The sequence below is a fragment of the Gilvimarinus chinensis DSM 19667 genome, assembly GCF_000377745.1.
GTDB classification, from domain to species: domain Bacteria; phylum Pseudomonadota; class Gammaproteobacteria; order Pseudomonadales; family Cellvibrionaceae; genus Gilvimarinus; species Gilvimarinus chinensis.
The window spans coordinates 292,664-313,923 of sequence record NZ_KB898709.1 but is presented as its reverse complement, the minus strand read 5'-3'; the positions used below and the strand labels follow the sequence as shown (position 1 = coordinate 313,923).

At 53.4% G+C, this 21,260-nt stretch carries 18 protein-coding genes; 3 read left to right on the top strand and 15 right to left on the bottom strand.

What is annotated here, in order from left to right; all coding sequences use genetic code 11:
• Positions 1-358 precede the first annotated feature (358 nt).
• Positions 359-2,404, top strand: coding sequence for a hypothetical protein (locus D568_RS0112935; RefSeq protein WP_020210032.1), 2,046 nt, complete (start codon positions 359-361; stop codon positions 2,402-2,404).
• Positions 2,401-3,855 carry a glycosyltransferase family 4 protein gene (locus tag D568_RS21145; RefSeq protein WP_020210031.1) on the top strand — a complete coding sequence of 485 codons (1,455 nt, stop codon included), beginning with the start codon at positions 2,401-2,403 and terminating at the stop codon, positions 3,853-3,855. The genes D568_RS0112935 and D568_RS21145 overlap by 4 nt, the downstream gene beginning before the upstream one ends.
• Here D568_RS21145 and D568_RS21445 read toward each other — a convergent pair.
• The 14 genes from D568_RS21445 to D568_RS0112865 form a co-directional block, all read right to left on the bottom strand.
• A complete protein-coding gene (locus D568_RS21445; protein WP_083915362.1) occupies positions 3,756-4,916 on the bottom strand; it encodes a glycosyltransferase family 4 protein in 1,161 nt (386 codons plus the stop codon). The genes D568_RS21145 and D568_RS21445 overlap by 100 nt on opposite strands.
• A complete protein-coding gene (locus D568_RS0112920; RefSeq protein WP_020210030.1) occupies positions 4,897-7,365 on the bottom strand; it encodes a hypothetical protein in 2,469 nt (822 codons plus the stop codon). The genes D568_RS21445 and D568_RS0112920 overlap by 20 nt, the downstream gene beginning before the upstream one ends.
• Positions 7,362-7,724: a DUF2304 domain-containing protein gene (locus tag D568_RS0112915; RefSeq protein ID WP_020210029.1), complete on the bottom strand. Its 363-nt coding sequence runs from the start codon at positions 7,722-7,724 to the stop codon at positions 7,362-7,364. The genes D568_RS0112920 and D568_RS0112915 overlap by 4 nt, the downstream gene beginning before the upstream one ends.
• Positions 7,721-8,437: a glycosyltransferase family 2 protein gene (locus D568_RS0112910; RefSeq protein ID WP_020210028.1), complete on the bottom strand. Its 717-nt coding sequence runs from the start codon at positions 8,435-8,437 to the stop codon at positions 7,721-7,723. The genes D568_RS0112915 and D568_RS0112910 overlap by 4 nt, the downstream gene beginning before the upstream one ends.
• A 105-nt stretch (positions 8,438-8,542) precedes the next feature.
• Positions 8,543-9,646, bottom strand: a complete 1,104-nt coding sequence (locus D568_RS0112905) for a glycosyltransferase (protein ID WP_020210027.1) — start codon at positions 9,644-9,646, stop codon at positions 8,543-8,545.
• A 142-nt stretch (positions 9,647-9,788) separates the two neighbouring features.
• Positions 9,789-11,585, bottom strand: coding sequence for a hypothetical protein (locus D568_RS0112900; RefSeq protein WP_157497861.1), 1,797 nt, complete (start codon positions 11,583-11,585; stop codon positions 9,789-9,791).
• Positions 11,586-11,870: 285 nt separating this feature from the next.
• Positions 11,871-11,999 (bottom strand): hypothetical protein, encoded by a 129-nt coding sequence (locus D568_RS22165; protein WP_281168647.1) that lies wholly within the window; start codon positions 11,997-11,999, stop codon positions 11,871-11,873.
• A 147-nt stretch (positions 12,000-12,146) separates the two neighbouring features.
• The gene (locus D568_RS0112895; RefSeq protein ID WP_026287031.1) at positions 12,147-12,863 is read right to left on the bottom strand and encodes a ZIP family metal transporter; all 717 of its coding nucleotides are present in this window, start codon (positions 12,861-12,863) and stop codon (positions 12,147-12,149) included.
• A gap of 282 nt (positions 12,864-13,145) precedes the next feature.
• Complete coding sequence (locus D568_RS0112890; RefSeq protein WP_020210024.1) at positions 13,146-14,324, bottom strand: MFS transporter; 1,179 nt, start codon at positions 14,322-14,324, stop codon at positions 13,146-13,148.
• 182 nt (positions 14,325-14,506) lie between these two features.
• Positions 14,507-14,767: a cell division topological specificity factor MinE gene (minE, locus tag D568_RS0112885; RefSeq protein WP_020210023.1), complete on the bottom strand. Its 261-nt coding sequence runs from the start codon at positions 14,765-14,767 to the stop codon at positions 14,507-14,509.
• Entirely contained in the window at positions 14,767-15,576 is an 810-nt protein-coding gene (minD, locus tag D568_RS0112880; protein ID WP_020210022.1) for a septum site-determining protein MinD, read from the bottom strand. Before minD ends, minE begins: the two co-directional genes overlap by 1 nt.
• 28 nt (positions 15,577-15,604) lie before the next feature.
• Positions 15,605-16,321 (bottom strand): septum site-determining protein MinC, encoded by a 717-nt coding sequence (gene minC / locus D568_RS0112875; protein ID WP_020210021.1) that lies wholly within the window; start codon positions 16,319-16,321, stop codon positions 15,605-15,607.
• 166 nt (positions 16,322-16,487) lie between these two features.
• Positions 16,488-17,627: an endo-1,4-beta-xylanase gene (locus D568_RS0112870; protein WP_020210020.1), complete on the bottom strand. Its 1,140-nt coding sequence runs from the start codon at positions 17,625-17,627 to the stop codon at positions 16,488-16,490.
• Between the two features lie 106 nt (positions 17,628-17,733).
• On the bottom strand, positions 17,734-18,282 hold the full coding sequence (locus tag D568_RS0112865; RefSeq protein ID WP_020210019.1) for a DUF2058 domain-containing protein: 549 nt from the start codon (positions 18,280-18,282) through the stop codon (positions 17,734-17,736).
• Positions 18,283-18,406: 124 nt separating this feature from the next.
• Between D568_RS0112865 and D568_RS0112860 the strand changes: the two genes are divergently transcribed.
• Positions 18,407-19,114 carry a hypothetical protein gene (locus D568_RS0112860; RefSeq protein ID WP_020210018.1) on the top strand — a complete coding sequence of 236 codons (708 nt, stop codon included), beginning with the start codon at positions 18,407-18,409 and terminating at the stop codon, positions 19,112-19,114.
• 71 nt (positions 19,115-19,185) lie between these two features.
• Here the strand turns inward: D568_RS0112860 and D568_RS0112855 are convergent, their stop codons facing one another.
• On the bottom strand, positions 19,186-21,153 hold the full coding sequence (locus tag D568_RS0112855) for a glycoside hydrolase family 97 protein (protein WP_020210017.1): 1,968 nt from the start codon (positions 21,151-21,153) through the stop codon (positions 19,186-19,188).
• Between the last annotated feature and the right edge of the window lie 107 nt (positions 21,154-21,260).

Sequence of the window (21,260 nt, the reverse complement as noted above, 5' to 3'; positions counted from 1 at the left end):
GAATTTATTCCGCAAATAGGTGGTCGCTGTAGGCTATGGCGTTCATTGTACTTTGTTTGTTCCGAGATTGTTTGAATCCGGAGGTTAGGAGGCTCGCTTTTGTGTGGCTAATAAAGAATACCCGCAGCATTAAACGGGTGCGTGTGCGGGGGGAGGGCGCTAATGCGGGCTGGCTTGATTGTAGATAATAGCCCTGACTCTACAGATGATGATTGACGGTGAGTGCCGTATAATCGCGGGCCTTTGAGTGGCAGATTGAGGCATATGCATGGGGAGTGATGCAGCACCGGTACGTGTTGACAGGATTGTTCTACATATAGGGACCGAGAAGACCGGAACCAGCTCAATCCAGCGGTTTATGGCAAAAAACCGGGCGGCCTTTGCCTCGGAGGGCGTGGTTTACCCGCGTTTTACCGGATTTCATGGCGGTACCCAGTGGGGGGTGGTTGCCGCCGTGCAGCCGCGCCCGTGGGAGTCGGAAATAGGCGCCCGCCTGGATATTCGCGACAAGGCCGGAGCCCTGGCCTATCGGCAGCAGTTGGTGACATCTATAGACGAGGAGCTATTGGCTTGTCGCAACCGTCACACCCTTGTGTTGTCCTCTGAGCACTTTCATAGTCGATTATCAACACCTGCTTTGTTGACTGAGCTAAAACAGCTGCTGAGTCGCTGGAGTGATAATGTAAAGGTGGTGGTGTACTTCCGCCGGCAGGATCGTGTTGCCGTTAGCCTGTATTCTACCAAGCTCAAAACCGGCCAGTTGAACCCACCTGTTTTCCCTCCCTTTAAGGCGGGCTCGTTACCTTACTATTTCGACTATGCACGCATTTACGCTAATTGGAGCCAGACGTTTGGTGAAGATGCGGTGAAGGCGGGCATATTCGAGCCGCAACGCCTGGATGACGGTGACCTGCTGACAGATTTTTGTCATTTGGCGGATATCTCGATGAGTGGGAAAAAGCGGCCTGCAAAGGTTAACGAGTCGCTCAGTGAAACGGGGGTACAGCTGCTGTCGGAGCTGAACCGGCAGTGGCCCAAGGGGCCAGGCCAGGGGCTTAATCTGTCACGAGAGCTTCTCGTGCTCAGCATTTCCCGAAAACATAAAGGGCGTAGCTTTCCCGCCACCCGAGTTCAGGCGGAAGCTTTTTATAGACACTTTGCCACCGGTAATGCCGAGCTTGCCAAGCAAGCGTTTCCGTCTCATGAGGGGCCCTTGTTTGACGAAAACTTTAACGATTACCCAGAGGTGTTGATTCCGCCGTGCGCGGACTTTAGCGATGAAGTGAGTGATCGTATAAAAGCTTGGCGAGCCGCTGCTGCTGCCGAGCAAACGGTAGGTCTGGGCCGCTGGTTGCTGCCCGCAAGGCGTTTGTTGGGCAGAGCGGCGGTCAGCTTAATATCCGGTGTGGCTCGTGTCGGTCGTCGGCGCACAAGGTCTTCGGTTGATTTGCCGCCGGTTTTTTTACATATGGGCGTGCCCAAAACTGCGACGACAACGCTACAGGAGACTCTCTTTAGTCAGCACCCAGGTATTTGTTACCTAGGTAAGAGCAACAATTGGAAGGTAGAGAAGCACTGCGCATCGGAAGAAGTCTATCGTGCACTGCAGGCCATTCTTTGGCAATGCTGGAAGCCAACGGATGTCGCCCAGGTGAGATCAGTGCTGCGAAGTTATTCCCAGATGCGGGGGCCGGAAAAGCCAATACTTGGCTCTTGGGAAGGGCTTCTGATTAAGCCCTCGGTGGAGTTTCAAGCGATTTTACGGGGGGCAAAAGATGCATTGGGGGATGTACGCCTAGTCGTTACTATGCGCAATCCTCTCAAGCGGTTGCCGTCAGCTTATTTACATGCTCTGAAAACCTGCGCGCTAAACGGTAAGCATCATACGATACCCAAAGGCAGGGCTTTTATTACTTTTGCCGAATGGCTGGAGTGGGGAGGGCGATTGCGCCTGATAAACGACACTCGGTTTGATTTCGAAAAAAACCTTCGTTTTGCAGTGAAGTTTTTGGGCGCAGATAAGGTCGGCGTGTTTTTGATGGAAGATATGATTGAGAACCGTGAGGCTTTCTTTGGCCGTGTTTTGGATTTTATGGGGGCAGAGCAGGTTGACGCTGAGCTGGTTGAAGATAAGCATTTGAACCCGGCGCTAACGGCCGCTGAGTTGGATTTTCTTAAAGCTATTGACGGCTCGCCAGAAGAACGTAAGCAGTGGTTTACGCTAAATAACCACGAGCGCCGTTTGCGGTTGGCAGATGTCGCTGAGAAAGGTAATGGTGTTAAGTGTACCGTTGCTTTGAGTGATGCTGAACGGTTGTTAATAAGCAATCGCAGTCGCAGTTTAAACCACTGGTTACTCAATACCTTCGACCTTGAGCTGGAACGCCATGGGTATCCTCTGTGAGTAATACCGGGTCAGCACGGCGTCGAATTTTTATCGAGTGTAGCCACACTTATTTGGTGGGCGGCAGCAGCGGTATTCGCCGGGTGGCGCGCAATTTGGCGAATGAACATCAGAGCGCGTCGAGCGACGCTGTGCAGTTGGTGCCGTTGGTGTGGGCGGGGCGTGGTTTTTTAAGTCCTAAACGGCCGCTTACCGAGAAGGCGCATCCAATTACGATGTTTGGGCGCTTGGCGCTTGGTTGTATTGGGGCCGCCAGTCGTGTGGTTAGAGCGGTGCTGCGCTTGCCTCTATTGAGGTGGCTGGGCAAGCTTTTTGAGGACGCGCTAGATAAATCGCGCGGGGGCATTGAGCGGGAGAATATAGCTGACGATCAATCGAAACCGGAAGTGGAGTCTGTACGAAGTAACTCCGATAGGTTTTACCGTGTTTTAGGTTTGGTGGTGTGGCCTTTGGGCTTCTTGTTTGTAAAACCGGTACGTTTTCGCCGTGGGGATATTGTGGTGCTAGTGGATTCTACGTGGGATTCGCCGGCGATGCTGGAAGCCTTGTTTGAGGCGCAAGGACGCGACGGTATTCAAGTCGGCGCTATGCTGCACGATTTATTTCCACTCACCATCCCGCATATGTGCCAAGCCAGCACCGTCGCTGGTTATACCGGTTGGTTTCAGCAGGTGTCGAAGGGAGTGGATTTTTTTATTACTAATTCAGTCGCTACTAGCCGGGCGCTAGAGGCACAGTTGCAAAAATCGGGACCGGAGAGAGCCCGCACCCTGCCCGTAGGTAATTTTCGGCTCGGGGCAGAGATGTTCCCGTCTCCCGCGCTGCGGCCTGATTCAAGCTCTATACAATCTCTGCAGGGGTTTGTCGTGTTGGCAGTGGGTACTATTGAGCCGCGTAAAAACTACCCGGTCATCCTGAATGCGTTGGACTTACTGTGGGATGAGTATGATATAAGCTTGGTTATCGTTGGGCGGCCGGGTTGGGCCAGTGAAGATGTTATGACGCGTTTGCGTGAACACCCCCAAAAAGGTGGGCGATTAGTACATTTGGACGACGCGGACGATGCCACGCTGAATGCCTGCTACGAACGTGCGGATGCGCTGGTTTGTGCCTCTTGGGCTGAAGGTTTCGGATTGCCAATTGTCGAGGGATTACGTCACGGAGCGCCTGTGGTCGCCTCTGATATTGACGCCTTTCGAGAGGTTGGTGGCGATGCTTGCCGTTATTTTGTGCCCGGCCTGCCAGCTGAATTGGCGGCTGAGTTGGAGCGACTGATCCAGCGCTGGCAAACGGGGGCACCCGTGCGGCAGACGGCTTGCGATCTTGCCATAGGTTGGGAAGAAAGCGCTGCTCAGTTTCGTGATGAAATTTTGCGGTTAGCTTCGGCGGCTTCTCGCAGTACCGTTACGGTTTCTACCGCGGCTCGATCCCAACAGAAGCAAGATGCCTGAGCCCTGGCGGCATTTTTCAGCTTGGATCGCAGCTTTTGATTATTCGTTATTTGTTCTAGGCCTTGGGCGATAGAACCTGAAGCTAAAGGGTTAACCAGTAGCCCGGCAGGGCCAGCTATTTCGGGCATACTGGATGAGTTGGACGTTAATACGGGTAAGCCGTATTGCAGTGCTTCGACGATAGGTAGGCCAAAGCCTTCATACAGTGAGGGCATAACCAGGCTTAGAGCGTTTGTGTATAAGCTAGCAAGCTGGGCTTCAGTGACAGGGCCAAGTCTATGTACCTGGCTATTAATATTCAGCTGGCTGATTAGCGCGCATAGATTTTCACCTCCCCATCCGTGGCCCCCCACAATTACCAATGACGGAAAGTTTGTTTGAGCTCTGCTGGCCTCGGCATAGCTTTTCAATAGGCGTGGTAGATTTTTACGGGGCTCTGGCGTTCCTACGAATAAAAAATAGTGCTGTTTTTTTAACTGCGGCGCGAAAGCAGTTAAAGGGGTTGGTGGTGGTAGGGTTTCAGCGGCCCCATAAATGACTTGTGTGCGGGTTTTAGTATTGGGCCAAAGGGTGGCCATGTCGTCTGCGGTGGAGTGAGATACCGCAATTATTCGCGCAGCTTTAGCGACAGAACGCGCCATCAGTGAGCGGTCCAACAGTCGGGTGCTGCGGCGCAAGGTCTCGGGTACTTGCAGCCAGGCGAGGTCGTGAATTGTCACTACGCCCGCAGTTTCTCTGGGTAGCCAGAGAGGTAAGCGGTGAGCTGGAGCCCAGAAGACATCGGGTTTATCGCGCCAAGCCCAATAAGGCGATGAAGTGGCAGGTGCGAGAATACGCCCTGGGTGTGCGGGCAGGTTATCCTGGCGTAGGCGTGCAGGGCGTGGCAGTGCGGCGCAATCCGCAGCCGAACGAGCGTAAAGGTACCATTCGGCGTTGTGACCAGCCTGGGCCATCATTCGTGGTAAGAGGGCGCGCAGGTATCGACCTAGGCCGCCATTGCTACCAGCAAGTAAGCTGCAGTCAACGGCTATGCGTATCTTGCTATTGATGTGGCTTGCCATGTTGTTCTGAGGCTGATTTACACAAGATGCCTAGGTCGGTAACCAGAATGGGCTTTACCTTTTGCAACGGCTTGGGGCAACTGGTCTGCACGGTGGGCTTTACGGTTGTTAGCCAGATAATTGCGTCTACCGATTTGGCCCGCTTAGGGGATGGCTGGCCAGAGTAAACATAAGCCGCATGGGGTAGTAGAGCATATTTGAGGCGCCGGGAGTCGAATTTATGGTGTTCCCCGCCTTCAACAATAATTACTCGGCGAGGCTCTTGCCCAAGGGTGTCGCTTACCTGTTGGGCAAACGCCAAAATGACGCTGTCATGGGCAAGGTCCAGTGCTTCGGGGTTGGCCGTGTTTGAGTAGTGTGTATATGTTAATCGTGCTTGCTGGTAGCTGTTATAAAGCCAGCGGGCATCCACAGCCAGCCAGGCAACAATAGCCACCCAAAGCATCGGGTGTAAAGGTAGCGTTGGGCCGTACAGCCGCAATGCCACCCAGCAAAATAGCACCCATAGCCCCGCGAGCAAAGGTGCTGAGGGTAGGTTATCGGCTGTTTGCAGCTCGGTGCGGTTGATGGAAGTTTGATCCCAAAAAGTGGGGCGAGCCAAGTCGTTTAACATCACGTCCGTCAGTGCTTGCGGGGTGGCTTGCAAAAAGCGCAGCTCTTGGAGCTTTAATGTGTTTTCAGGGGAGGCGTAAAGTATCAGTCCGGCTTCAATGATCTCTCCCTTCCAGTTGCTGTCATCACTCAAAAGGGTTGGGCCAGAACCAACAGTAAGTTCGCGAGTGAAGGGTTGAGGTCGGACGCTGGTACGCCAGAAAAATGTTTGTTGGGTCTGTTGTGTGCCGTCGATTTCCACATCAAGAATGCTAAAGCTCGAGGCGTCGAGCCGAATGTGTCCGGTACTGACTATAGCGCGCCCACTGGGAGCCGGTGGAAGCTCCAGCTGAGAGTCTTGGCTGCGCATTGGGCCGTAAACGGGGTGCAGCTGTTGCGCTGTGAAGGCTGTGGTCTCAGGTGTTTCGGGGCTTTTGTGTGCGACGCAGAGCAGCCAGTAAGTTGTTAAAAGCAGCAGGCAAAAGGTGCCTGCGAAAATCGCCACCAGGCCGCGGTATCTGGTGTGCTCTGCCTTTATAGTGGCGTGGGTGGCTGCGAGGTACACCAAAGCAAAAATGCATAAAGGCGAGATCTGGAGGAGCAGTCGGCTGGATGCGGTGCCAACCCAGCTGCCGGCATTAGTAGCACCGAACAGTACCAATTGACTGGCGAACAAAATAACGAGTAATAACCCAAAGACTTTGGCGGCTTGACGCGCGTTAGATCGTGTCAGTAAGGCGAGGAGCACAGTAGCGGGGAGTATATACCAGAGAATGTGCCAGCTGTCGGCCAGCCATAGTAATTCGCTGTAGCGGCCAAAGTCGGCATGGTATTGCAGCTCGAAGCTAGAGAGGCCGAACTTAAGAATACAAAACAGCAGCGCTGCCGCCACCACCAGCAGTGTGATGGAGGTGCGAAACCTCAGCTTTAGTAAGCAAGTAAGAGTAAGGGCGCAAACGATCCAGATTATGGCGTCGTGCTTCACCATTAACCCCAAAATTAAGGCTGACAGCCCAAAGAAAAGCTGACCCCTGTGGTTTTCCAGTAGCCCCCGGCTGAGAGCGATTAAGCCCAAACCGCTAAAGCCCGCCAGCCACAGGTCGGCATAGCCCGCAAGACTGATGTGCGACCCCAGCAGAGGCATGGTTAGTAATAGCAGTGCTGATAAGGGGCCCGCGAGCCGAACTTTAGTGGCGCTTATCGCCTGCCCCCACAGCGCCAAGCCCAGCGCTATGGCAGCCCATAACGTAGGCCAATTAACCCCATTTTCTGGCCAGAAGCCGGCGAGACTTGCTAGCCACCATGCCTGGGCCGGTAGTAGCCACGGATACCGATGCCCTTGAGCGGTATAGCCTGCTTCATCAGGGTGGTTAAACCAGTGTAGCGGTGAGTAAATGTCTACCGGAGCACCGTTGAAGTACCACGCTTTTGCTGTATACATCCAGGTTTGCCAGGCGTCCCAGGGGTATACCGGGCGCCAGTAGATCTCGAGGGCGGCAAACCCTAGATGCAAAGTGATCAGAACCAATATGAGTGCGGTTGCCCCGTGCTCAAATCGATTGGCAGGCGCTAGGTGCTGGGCTGGATAAGTGGGTAATGAATGCGCTATTCGGGTGGTGGCAACGCGAGTGAAAAGGGTCAATATGGCTAAGATTATCAATAATCCCAACGATGTTGTTAGCCATGGTATATACGAGACAATAAAGGCGCTAACGGTTAATAGCGTCGCGCCCGCGAAGTAGCCATAGCCTAGTTCGCTTATGGCATTTAGGCTGAGTTTTTTTCGTAACGGACATAGCACCAGGGCGCCAGCAACCCAGGGTAGCAGCGATAATAGCGCGAAGAGTAAGTTGCTCATGACTTAGAAGCTTCGTCGTCGCTTTTTATACGTTGTTGAAGCGAACCCTCGAGTATAGCTACCCGTTGGATGAGTCGTTGCAGTTGAACTTCCTGGCGGGCCTGGTCAATATCCATTAACAGGATTTTGATAACCAAAACAGTAATAGTGGCCAACATGGCGAGTATAGGGGGGTAGCCCACCCCGAGAATTTTTGCCAGCCAATCAACCACTGGTGGCGCGAAGCCCAAGCCTGCAAATGCTACGGCAACAAACAACCAGAATACACCGTGTCGTATGTGGAGTTTGTCGCGGCGAATTAGCAATAAAATAGTAGTGGCTACCAGCAAGCCAATAGCGGCGTTTATCCATAAAATCATACCTTACCCTCCATTCGCGTTCCCAGGCGGCGTTTTGCTAGTCCTAATATAAGTGTTTGCAGCATGTAGCGGCCGACCACTAGCCAGGAGTGGAAAATTCTCGAGCCTCCTCCACAACGTTCCTGCATCTGTACTGGTACGTCAAGCAGCTTCAAGTCTGCCGCTTGAAGGCATAACAATACACCGACGTCCTGGTAGTCAAACAGGGTAGCGCGTGGGTCGGCTAACTCATCGAGTGCTTGGCGGTTGTATACTCTAAAGCCGGAAGTGATGTCTTCCATTCTTAAACCGGAAGTGGTTTTCATCATCATCCAGGCGAGTAGCCGTAGGCGGGAGACACGACCGGGGCAGGTGCCTATGGTGACATCTGCATTGCCATTAAGAATGGGCTCTAGTAGAGCGGGCAGTGATTCTGGCTCGTGCTGGCCGTCGGCATCTAAGGTGACTACAACGTCAAAATTTTGCTGCAAAAAATAACGGATTCCGGTTTGCGTAGCGCCCCAAGCCCCAAGTCGTGCGGCTAAGGGGAGAACCTGAGCGCCTGCCTGTAACGCTATCTGAGATGTCTCATCCTCGCTACAGTCGTCTACGACCACAATAGGGTAATCGTACTTAGAGCGAAGGGATGACACTACTTGGCCGATGGCATCTGCTTCATTAAGTGCGGGGATAACAACGCCGACTTTGGGCGGCAAGCTGGCTAGTGCGGTCACCTAACATCCTATCTTGAGCGCGCTGAGTGAAAGCCGGGGAGTATAGGTGAAGCGGTTAAGATATTCCATGGCAATTAGATGACCAGGTTCTTAACTTGAGACTTTTTACGTCAGCTCGTCATACACCTTCTTAATCTCTGCGGCCGAGACATCAATGGTGAAGTTCTCTCGAAAACGGATTTGACCAGCCCTTCCCATGGTTTTGCATAAATCTCGATTAGCCGCCAGTTGAGTTAAAGCACCGGCTAGTGCATCGGAGTCGTGTGGCGCTACAACCAGTCCTGTTTGGTTATGCTGTACCACCCAGGACATTCCTGTCCCTGGCACTTCTGTGACGACGCAGGCTTTGCTTCTGGCCATCGCCTCTAACAGAACCACGCCAAAAGCCTCAGAGCGCTCAATGGATGGTAGGCATAGGCAATCACAGGCGCGAAGTTTTTGGTCCAGCTCGGCGTTCGTTAAGTTACCCAGCAGTTTGACCTTTTGTTGTAAGTGGAGTTGTTCGATCAGCGTCGTGAGGTCACGTTTTTGTTCGCCGTCGCCAATAATCTCCAGTGCCACTCCAGGGCACTTTGTCAGAGCTTGAAGCAGTACTTCAAACCCTTTGTAATACGTTAGGCGCCCAATAGCGATGACTCGTAGAGGTGACGGGGGCGGTAAGGTTTCAAAGGTTTCAGAGGAAATACTCTCCGTAGTTTTTGGCTCAGGAATGCCCAGTGGAACTACCCTGCAGCGATTGAGTGCAGAGCCTAATGCTGGGCTGCTTTTCATGTAAGGGGGCGAGGTGGAAATGACTGTTGCAGCTCGGTCTATTACTCGGCGCTCAAATGGGCGGTAAAGGCGATAAAACCAACGGACCCCCCGGTTAAGTGCTGCCACAGGAACATCGGCATGCCAGTGAACAACCCAAGGAATTCGGCGTGCCCTTGGTAAAAACAATGCCCAAAAGGCCGAGACATTGGGCATGTGTAGGTGCAGGATATCGGGAGATTCCTCTTTTAGCAGGCGGTTTAATTTCCAGGGGAAGCTGGGGCTGATGGGGGTGAACAAAATGTTTGCCCAGACCGGAGCTCGCACTACCTTGGGGCTGACGGCTGAGGGGGTAACAGGTTCGCTTTCATTTCCCTGTGGTGACGCGTGCACTAATGCCACACATTGAACCCCCTTATGCTCAAGGGCGGTGGTCAGGTCGCGCAAATAGGTTTCCATTCCGCCCCGATGAGGGGGGTAGAACTTCCCGATGTGGAGAGCTTTAATTTTGCGAGAATTGGCTGCTTTCAAGTTTTAATATCCTAGACCCATAATGTTTAGCATCGCTAATCATTATGGGTTGGTTTACGTTCTGCCCACGTTACTGGGGCGTTGCCAAAAGCAGCGTTTTTGCTTCGCCAAGACTCTTGCAGTATTCCCATGCGATTTGCCAGCTTGCCAATGCGCTGCTGTAATGAGTGGCCCGTTCTCGAGCTTGCTGCAGGCTGGTTTTTTCGTCTTGCTCGTCTGACGCCACGCCTTGATAGCACTGTTGCAGTAATTTTTGCATATCATCTGCCACATATTTTGGCGGTTGCAGGGCTCGAATATTATGAATGAGTTTTTGAGCCATATAAGCGCGATCATCATTAAGCCGGTTACGATACTCACTTGCTAGTGTGGAGCCCGGAGATTCAGCCAATGCCTTTAAAGAGTCCGCCAGCAGGTTGAACCTTGTGGCTGGCGAGGCATTTGGAGCGGAGTAGCGGGATTTTTGCAAAAAGTTTGCAAGTAAACGGTTTGTCGACATGCTTATGGGCTGTAGCAAGGACTCGCGCGTAAATTCACGTGCGTTTTCTGGAATATGCTTAAGCATCCAAGGGAGTTGGGTAAACAGGCTGTCGGGGTATATAGCGCAAACCAGTTCTGTGAACAGCAAATCTTCACCGCGGCCATTGGGGAAAGTGGGGGGCAAAATGTCGCTGTTATCGATTGCCACTAACGGTGATAGAAGTGAGTGATGCGATAAAATCTGTTTACCCAGAGGTTTGCGCGCCATTGCCCGCTGAGACACGGTTTGCTGATAAGTGGCCTCGTTTTGAATCCAGGGCGCAAGGCGCTCTGGGGGTTGGGTATAAAGCCAGCTGGCACTGCCCGTGCCTGGGTCACCCAGCAGGCCGTTGACACTCACCTTTACTTTTCCGCTCGGTTGCAGATTGTGCAGCTCAGAGCTTGAAACGGGGTGCCAAAAGCGCTGCTTGTTTGAGGTTTGGTCAAGTAAAGACGGCAGAGATCTTCCAAGCCAATGGCTGTGTGCTGCCAACGGGTCGATATCTAAGGGCGACCAGGCGTTCTCCATTTCTTCGGCGCTGGAGTACAGAGTCCATTCGGTATCGTCTTCATGCGCAAGGGCTATTTCGGAGATTTCGTTCGGGTTGCCATAAGGGGTGAGCTGGGCATCGTCATCCAGAATAGCTGTGGCAGTGCCTGCGCTCAGCAGTAATGCGGTATTAAACGTGGCACCAGCGCTCATTTCCGGGTCATCCGGATCGCCATTAAGCCACCAGCGAAGATGTTGCGCGTCTATCCCGCAGGCCAGCGCTAAGGCGTCAGCCATACGTTCCCGGTCTTTGCGTGTGATGTGAATTAAACGAGCGGATAATGTGTTCTGATAGGCTGCTAGCAGCGTCTGGCTGCGTTCAATATCCGCTGTATCCCGTGCGTCATCGACTATTACGACGGTTTTTACGGAGGCTCCGGCACGACCGTTTTTTAAACTCGATAACAGACGCTCTAGCGCTTGAGGGCAGCGGTAGGTCCGTACGTACAGTGTTTCTATGCCTTTTGACTCAGGCTCCGGGCGATGCCCCTCAAGGTATTTTTGAGAAAGTTTCGTAGAGTCCACAAGCAGTCCTTGCTGCACCATGTGGATCAGCCCCTGCTTCAGCTGCTGCGCGTGGTTTTTTAAGTCAGGCATTCTTTTTAATGCGACTTCTACGTGCCGATCCAGACTGCGCCATTGGTCACAAAGCATCAGTGTTTGGCACAGAGTTTCATGCAAGGGTTGGGCTTTAAGGCCGTCTTGAGGCAGTACCAGGCGCTCTCCTTCATGAAGCGACCAGCTGACGAAAGGAAGGGCGATATATAAAAGTGAAGCTCCGGCGGGTGAATCTTGCATGGCCATAGATATCCTTAACGGTGGCATAGTTGGAACAGGGTTTTAAAGGCGATCTAACATCGGCGAGGTATGCTACCGTGGGTAGAGAGGGGCGGCAAGTTGGATTTTAGTATCGGTTTTCTGGTTAAAAAGTGGTTCGGGTTTTCAGGGTTAACTTGGTCGCATAAAGACGCCTACTGAAAGCACGGCACCCATTAGCAATTCAATACATGTACCCCAGCCAGTCTATGTTTTCCTCGAGCCAGCAATCGGCCTGTATAGGTTTTACAAAACACTCATATCTATTCACTGTGTTGCTACGCCGTGGTTGTTAGGTTCGTCAATGCGCAGCCAGGTAGGGTTTTCGCCGATGCGCTGGTTCACACCCGCATCGCTCGGTCTCCAGCCCCATGTGGCCACTGAGTTGGCTGTCACAGTGCTTTAATGCTCTGAGGTGCGGTAGCTGTTGAAAATAAGATCTCGCAATCTGATGCTCAGGGAAAGATGTATTGCGCAGTGTTTGAATCGCGCAGTGTTGGGTTATTTTTGTGGTTGCCAGCAAATGCTGCGTTCCAAAAGCCGTTACGTTGAAATCAGCATGTTGCCGACTAAGCCCAGCATGAACCCTGCGACAGCGCCCAAGGCGGGTAGCCCGCCGTTTTTTGCTTTTGATTCGGGCGCCACATCTTGAAACACAAGGTACAAAATTCCTGCGCTGGCAAATAGCATTAGCCCTGCTACGAATGTGCCGACATTGGCTAGCAATAGATACCCTGTCAACGCGCATATCGGGCCTACAACGGCTAAGCAGAAGAAGGCGGCGAGTAATTTTGATGAAGATAGTGAAGAGGATTTGGCCAGCTCTTCGTAGGCGTTAAAGCCCTCGGGAAAATTCTGCAGAATCATCAATAGCACTAAAATCAGTCCGGTGCTTTCGCCAACGGCAAAGGCTGCCCCCAGAGCGATGGCTTCGGGAACAAAGTCAGACAACATAGCCACAACTTGTCCCGCGGAGCTTTTTAGCTGACTTAAATAGCGGTCGAGCCAATAAAAAAACGCACCGCCAGTGGCAAAACACAGGCTTGCAGTCAGTGGCGATAGTTTATCTGCACCCTCTGGCACCAAAACCAGTGCGACGGCAGAAATAAGAGCACCGCCACCAAAGGCGACAATAAACTGCCGTATTTCTTTGGTTAGAAGCTTGGGGTGCAGTAAATCCAACCGTGCCACCAACGCTCCCATCGGCATAGCCGCGCCAGCGAGTAGCGATAGAAAAACAACGTATAAAAGTTCGTTCATAAGGGTGACATCTCGGTCTTGATACGCAGTACAGCCGGTGTGGTTAGTTGCTAGCTTACGACCAACAAGGATAGCTCAGGCGCGCGAACTTGGTAAGACATCGTTTCGCTCTCAGTTTCTACGTTGCGAAATATAAGCGGCTAATCAGGTAAAATTTTTCCTGCCGTTGAGCGAGAGCGGAGATTAAATAATGAAAGCCATGGGTAGTTTTTGTAATTAGTTTAAACGCTTTGTGTGGTTCATTGGCGCACACAAAGCGGTATCAGCGTTGGGTGGCCGGAGTTAAGTTTTCTTTTCCAGCCTCCACGCCAAACCAAAAAACACCAACCCAATCACCGCCGTAACCGCGCCTACAAAACCGGTCGAGCTCCAGCCAAAACCGGCGGAGATAGCAAAGCCGCCCAGCAGTGGGCCTATGGCGTTTGCGGTATTAAAGGCGGCGTGATGCGAAGCGGCAGCCAGGGTACGGGCACCGGTAGCGACATCCATTAAGTGGGTTTGCAGTGGTGGCGAAATGGCCGCGACTGTGCCCACGGTAAAAACGGCGATTAATAAGCTCCACAGGTGGCCGGTGGTAAACGGGTATATAAGGAGCACGATAATACTCCACACCAACAACCAGCCCACGGCTTTGAATTGGTATTTGTCGAACAGCCAGCCGCCCAAAAAGTTGGCGCAGAAGCCGCCAAAGCCAAATACGCCCATGGCGATGGGAATCCAGTTTTCACCGACGCCGGTTACCTGCAAAATGGTAGGGGCCAGGTAGCTGAAGACACAAAACACGCCGGCGAAACCGGTGGCGCCAATCATAAGCGCCAGCCACACCCGTGGATTGTTAAACGCTTTAAGCTCGGCCAGTGGATTGTTGCGCAGTTGCTGACGGTTGAGCGGGACGAACGCAATAATCAACGCGACGGTGATCACCGAGATAACCCCTACCAGGGCAAAGGCGTAGCGCCAGCTAATGGACTGCCCCAGCCACGTTGCCAGCGGGTTGCCAATTAAAATCGCCAGCGTTAGCCCCACCATCACGCGGCTGACGGCTTTGCCGCGTTGGTTGGGCGGCACCAGGCTCGCCACCACCAAGGCGGCAACACCAAAGTAAGTGCCGTGGGGCAGGCCTGCGATAAACCGCAGTGCCAGTAGCGATTCGTAATTAGGGGCAAAGGCGCTGGCAATATTGGCGAGGGCGTAAAAGCCCATCAGCACCACCAACAGGTGTCGGTGATACAGCTTGGCCCCAAACACGGCGAGCACCGGCGCGCCCACCACTACACCAAACGCGTAGGCACTGATGATATGCCCCACCTGAGGTTCACTCACGCCCATGTCGGCGGCAATGGCAGGCATAAGCCCCATGGCCGCGAACTCGCCGGTGCCGATACCGAAACCGCCCAGGGCGAGCGCGATTTCGATAAGCCACATGGTGCCTTTACTGAGTTTGGGTTGTTCTGTGTGCATAAATCCTTCGCGAATTAACGAGCTATACCCAGTGCACGCTAGCGTGACCGGTGAATGGTGGTTGAGTTTGGGATTATGGAAAGGCGTTATTGTACGCTAAGCACGCACCATTGAGTGTTAAGGCTGTGTTAAGTGCCGGTGGATACGTATGCGGCCGACAGATAAATGCCGGCCGCAACGGTTTATTTCGCGTCGGGCAGGGTGATGTTGAGCTCCAGCACCGAGCAGTCGTCTTCGTTATCCAGTTGCACGGATACCTGATCCTGATCGATGTCCACGTACTTGCGAATCACCTCCAGAATTTCCTGCTGCATCAACGGCAGGTAATCGGGTTGGCCGCGGGTGCTGCGTTCGTGAGCGACGATAATTTGCAATCGCTCTTTGGCAACCGAGGCCGACGACGAGGGTTTGTTCTTTTTTAACAAATAATCAAGAATGCCCATTACTTGCCTCCCAGCAGACGCTGTAAGAATCCTTTTTTCTGTTGTTCCAAAAAGCGGTGTTCTACGTCTTCACCCAACAGGCGCGAGACCGCGTCTGAGTAGGCTTGCCCGGCTTCGGAGTCTTCATCCAGAATCACTGGCGCGCCCTGGTTAGAGGCTTTGAGTACCGCTTCCGACTCGGGAATCACACCCAGCAGTGGAATGGCCAGAATTTCTTCAACGTCGGCAACGCTTAACATTTCGGCACTGGCAACGCGTGCCGGGTTGTAGCGGGTTAACAGCAAATGCTCTTTTACCGATTTGCCCTGTTCAGCCAGACGGGATTTGCTTTGCAAAATACCCAGAATGCGATCGGAGTCGCGCACCGAGGAAACCTCGGGGTTGGTGACGACAATCGCTTCTTCGGCAAAGTACAGCGCCATTTGCGCGCCCTGCTCAATCCCGGCGGGAGAGTCGCAGATAATATAATCAAAATCTTTTGCCAGCTCGTCTAACACGGCTTCAACGCCTTCGTGGGTCAGGGCGTCTTTATCGCGGGTTTGCGAGGCGGGCAGAATAAATAAACCTTCGGTGCGCTTGTCTTTGATCAGCGCTTGCTTGAGCGAGGCTTCTTTATTAATGACATTTACAAAGTCATAAACCACGCGGCGCTCGCAACCCATAATCAAATCCAGGTTACGCAGGCCCACGTCAAAATCGATTACCACGGTTTTGTGGCCGCGCAATGCTAAGCCTGTAGAAATAGCTGCACTGGAGGTGGTTTTGCCCACGCCGCCTTTACCCGAAGTCACAACAATAATTTTAGCCACGGTGTTTCCTCAATGTGTTTGGCACTTCTTACAGTGCGGCAATTTCAATGGAATCGTCTTGTAAAAAAACCTGTGCCGGTTGCTTCCAGCATTTTTCTCGCAGGGTGTCGTTCAGCACGAAGTGTCCGTTAATCGACACCAGCTCGGCTTCCAGGTGCTGGCAAAAAATACGCGCACTGGGGTTGTCGCGCACCCCGGCCAGGGCGCGCCCACGCAGCGGGCCGTAGGCGTGAATGTTGCCGTCGGCAATCACCTCGGCGCCTTCGCTCACTTGCGCCAGCAGAATTAAATCCGAGCCCTCGGCGTAAATTTGTTGGCCTGAACGCACCGGCCGTTCAATGATGCGGGTGGGGCGGCTGACGCTTTCGGGCGCGGGGCTTGCCGGTGCTACCGGCTCTGGCTCGGGGGCCTGTTCGGTTTTTTCCGGCCGCGGGCGGCTGGAGGGAATATGAACCAAACCTAAGTCTTTGGCCATTTTGGCCTGGGGCTCGCTACCGCCTTTGCAGCCGAACAATTGAAAGCCGAGCGACTGACAATGTTTGATAATCTCCTGTAGTTCGGCCTTAGCAAGCTCGCCGTTAAACGAAGCGAGGTTTATAAACAGCGGCGAGCCGGTAAAAAATAAAGGCGCCGATTGCACTTTATCGTGCAGCGTGCGGGCAAATTCTTCACTTTGATAATGGTATAAATCCAGCACCATGCTGGTGACGCTGGTGCCTTTAATTTGAAAGCAGGGGTCTGCCATCGAGGTATCCTGATGTTTTTAACACGGCTGTTAGGGCCGTTTGATCAATGTGGGCAGGTTAGCGTTACTGTGTGGGCCGCAAAAGGCCTCGCACGCGGTTTTGCCAAGTGGGCCGCAATATAGCAAATATTGCGGCCCGACGATAAGGGGGGGAGGCTTACGGGGTTTATTTTTTCAGATCAGCGACGGCTTGATAGGCTGGTTTGCGCTGATACTGGCGATCAAACAGCAGTGGATAGTTGGTGCGACCCTTTACCGGGAAGTCGTTTTTCCACGATTCGCTGTCGCCGGTGCCCCAGAAGGTGACGCGGGCGATGTTCTCGCGGTGCTTTAAAAACAGCTTAAACCACTGCACGTAGCGCTCGGTGAGTTTGTCTTCTATGTCGGCGGGCAGGCCGTTGGGGTAGGGGTTAAGTTCGTCTGAATAGGCAAAGTTGTCGGAAATCTCTGCGCCGATATGATCCCAGGCAACGGGCAGCACGTCTAAGTCCAGCTCGGTGATATGCACGGCAACGCCTTGGGCGGCATAGGCTTCAATGCTTTTCTCAAACTCGGCTATATTCGGGTACTCCAGCCCGACGTGGCCTTGCATGCCCACGCCATCAATGGGCACGCCTTCTTGCTTAAAGCGCTTAAGCATATCCACGACAAACTGGCGCTTGCCCGGGTTGTGCATGTTGTAGTCGTTGTACATCAGGTGCGCTTCGGGGGCCGCTTCGCGTGCGAAACGGAAGGCGTGATCGAGAAAGTCCGGCCCAATCTGGTTAAACCAGGGGCTTTTGCGCCAGCCTTTGTCTTCGTCGATGGCTTCGTTCACCACATCCCAAGCGTGAATGCGGCCACGGTAGCGGCCCGCCAGGGTATCGATGTGGCTTTTCATGCGTGCCAGCAAAGCCTCGCGTGACAGTGGTTTGCCGTTGTCGTCGTTGAATACCCAGCTCGGGGTTTGCGAGTGCCAAACCAGCACATGGCCCACCATAAACATGCCGTGCTGCTCGCCAAACTGCATAAACTGGTCGGCGTGGTCCCACACCCACTTTTCGGGCTCTGGGTGAATGCGCTCCCACTTCATGTCGTTTTCCATGGTCATGGTGTTGAATTCACGAGCCAACAAGGCATTAAAACCGGCGGGTGGATTGGTCAGGCGGGCGTTACCAATGGCGGTGCCGATGTAAAAATCGTCTTTATACAAGTCTTTTAAGCCGGTTTCGGCAAGCGCCTTGGCGATGGCGTTTTGTTTGGTAAGCGCCAGGGCGGCGGCACCAAGGGCGGTGCGTGTGAGTAGGGTGCGGCGGTTGATGGTCATAGTCTGGGCCTGTTGAATTATTGTTTATCGTTCCTGCGAAAAGCCGTTTAATTTTCGCAAGTGCTGTGTCAACAACAGGCCGTACTAACAGTGCAGCGGCCTGTGTTTACCACATTAGGTCGTCGGGGATAACGTAATCTTTGTACGGATCATCGTCATCTTGGTCGTCGTTTTTAAGTGTATTCGCCACCAGTACATAGGCCTGGTCGCGTTCGGCAATTTTGTCGGCAATTTTTTTCGGCACCAGCTCATAGCCGTCACCGAGTTTTACGATGCTCAGCTGGCCGCGAGTGACTCGGCCGTGAGCCTGCTCGCCCAGCAAGATTTTTTTAATTTTTTTGCCATCGGTAAAATTGTATTCCAGCTCGTTTTCGCGCCCTTCGTGTTTGGGCTGACGGTTGGTTTCAATCAGCTGCTTAATTTGTGCGGCAATGGCTTTTTTCTCGGCTTCGGCCTGGCGTTGACGGTTAAGTTCGCGGTCCCGCTCGGCTTTGGCTTGGCGGGCGGCCTGCGCCTCGGCCTTGCTTTCGTTCTCGGTCGCTTGGCCGGATTTAACCGCCTGTTTGTGTTGCTTACTTTTTTCTTTTTGAATTTGTTTGGCTTTTTTGGCGTCTATCAGGCCGGCGTTTTTCAACTGATCTTGCAGCGAAGCCATGGCTTACCTCTTTTGGTCAATATTACTATAACTGGTGCCCGGTGCAAGGGGCGAATGAATGGTTGGCAGAATAGCCAGCTTCGCACGTCGCAACAAGCGTTAGCGCAAAGGTTACAATACTTCCATGAACCTACTTCTGCCCCCACCGCTTTTATTGCTGGTCGTCAGCCTGGCGCTGGCTTTGCCCGCCTTGGGCTTGGCTTTGCAAGGTGCGCCCTGGCGTCAGCTTGTGGCGACGCAGCAACGTCAGCACGCCTTTTTCGCGGCGATTTTGGTGCTGGGCTTATTCTGGTTGCTGCAGGTGGAAGTGCGAGACAGCTTGGGTTTTCACCCCATGCTGATGGCGGTGGTCACCATGATTTTTGGCTGGCATCTGGCACTTATTATTGGCGCTTTAGCCCTGGTCGCTTTGCAGGTGTACCGGCTGGCGCTGTGGGGCAGTTTGGATGGATGGCTTGAGGCATGGCAGGGCCTTAACCCCGCAGCCTTGCCGGTGGATTTTGTGTTGAGCGTTTTGGTGCCCGCCAGCTGGACTTTGCTGGTGCTGTATCTGGTGGATCGCTGGAGCTTTAAAAATCCGTTTACCTTCTTTTTAGGCGCGGGATTTTTCGGCGCAATGCTCAGCTGCCTGTGGATGGGGGCCGCCGCTTTTGCTCTGTTTTACCTGACGGGCAGCGCAGCGCCACTGGCGGTTGTGCATGAGCACGGCTTATTGTTTGTGTTGATGATGTTCCCCGAAGGGTTTTGCAACGGCGCTTTGGCCACGGTGTTTACCGTGCTTTGGCCGGATATGGTGAAAACTTATCGGGATGAGTGGTATCTGGGGGATTGATACGGGGCGAGTGAGCTGTCCGCCGCCGAGGTGGTTTAGCACCGCGGCGGCGTTTGCATAGGTTGCGTCGTTTAACGTTTACGGACTATCCCGGCCCAGCCACCGCCACTGGCAAGGTTAATCTCCAGTGTCTGCGCGGCACTGATGTCACGTTGCTCACGCTTATAATCCTCGGCGTAATGCTCGGTGTTCAGACCGTCGCGCAGCAGGTCTAGCTGATAGTTGCCCTCGCCAAGAAAGCTGAAGTCGACGCTTAACGTGCGAGCGGTGTTGTCGGTCATGGCGCCCAGATACCAGGTGTCGCCGTTGCGGCGGGCCACCAGAATATAGTCGCCCACCGAGGCGTCCAGCACGCGGGTTTCATCCCACACCGAAGGAAAGGCGGCGATAAACTCGGTCACTTCCGGCTCGCGCAAATAGGTGGATGGCGACTCACACAGCATTTGCAAAGCGCTTTCGTATACCGCGTACATGGCTACCTGGTGCGCGCGGGTGCCGATGCTCACCGGGCGGAAATGGCTCACATGATGCTGCGGCAAATGCGCATTACGCAGTGCGCCCGGGGTGTAGTCCATGGGGCCAGCTACCATACGAGTAAAAGGCAGGGTCACATTGTGCTCGGGGGTGATGTCCTGGCTCCACTTGTTGTTTTCGTTGCCTTTTACCCCTTCATAGGTGAGCACATTAGGGTAGGTGCGGCGCAGGCCTGCGGGTTTAAAGCCGCCGTGGTAGTCCACCAGTAACTGATGTTTGGCGGCCTCTTTGGCGATCTTTTCATAGTAGTTGACCATGTACTGATCTGAGCGCTGCATAAAGTCAATTTTAATACCCGCTGCGCCCCACTCGCCGTAAGTTTTCAGAATGTTTTCGTAGTCTTTATCCAGCGGCCCCCACAGTGCCCAGAGAATAATGCCCACGCCTTTTTCTTTGCCGTAGCGAATCAGCTCGGGGATGTCCATGTTCGGGTTGGATTCGACGATGTTGGTGGTGGTTTTGGTCCAGCCTTCGTCCAGAATCACATACTCAAGGCCGTGCTGGGCAGCAAAGTCGATGTAGTATTTGTAGGTTTGCGTGTTGATGCCCGCTTTGAAATCCACATCGAATAAATTGTTGGCGTTGTACCAATCCCAGGCGATGCGTCCGGGTTTAATCCAGCTGCTATCGTCCAGCTGGTTTTCTTCGGCCAGTAGCCAAACCAGTTCGCTCTGTACCAGTTCGGCGTCGTTATCGGTAATCACCGCCAGGCGCCAGGGAAAGTTACGCTTGCCGTTAGTTTCGGCAATGTGGCTTGCCATGGTGATGTCCTGGTTGCGATCTTCTGAACCGGCCATGGGGGTGGCTTTGGTTACCACGCCCGGGTGCTTGGCTGTGACGCCGTTGCCGCCTGTGCCCTCTACGAACAGGCCTGGGTAATCGCGCAAATCACTTTCCGTGAACAGAATGTTGATTCCATCGGCATCAAAGTAAACCGGCAGTGATGCGAAGCGCGGCGCTTGAATGTCAGCGAGCATTTCCGGTACGTACGAGCGTTCGTAGTGGGAAATCAGCGTTTCTTCTTCCGGGAACAGAGTTTCGGTCAGCTCGGGAAAGTTCAGCGATGCAATTTCTTTTTCGATCACAATCTTGCTGTCTGTTTCGCCCACAAAGCGGTAGGCAGCGCCGTCGTTGTAAGCACGAAAGTCTACGCCGTAGCCATTCGCAAAGCGCAGGCGCAGCTCGCGGTAATGTTCTTTTACCTGCGAGTTTTTATGGGCGACAGCGGGGGTTAAAGTGTTTTGAGTTTCGCTGGTATCGGCCGAGTTTACTTTAGCACCGCTGGCAATATCGCCCTCGCCCTGAAGTACTAAACCAATTTGGCTTGCTGTGATTGCAGGCTTGCCGTTCAAACTGGCAGACCACTGCAGGGTTTGATCGGTGTTAATGCTGAGGGTTAACTCGCCGTTGGGGGAGGTCAGCTCATAAGTGTCGGCCTGTGCCACAGGTGCGAGCAGGGTGCTAATAAACAATGCGCCGGTGGCGGTTTGCCAGGTTAGTTTCATAACGTGCCTTTTTATTTTGTAACCGATTGCGGACGCACAGTTTGCCTTGCCTGCCTGATGCAGACAAGTAAAGAACCTTAAGGCTTGTCACGCCTACGCGCTGCAGG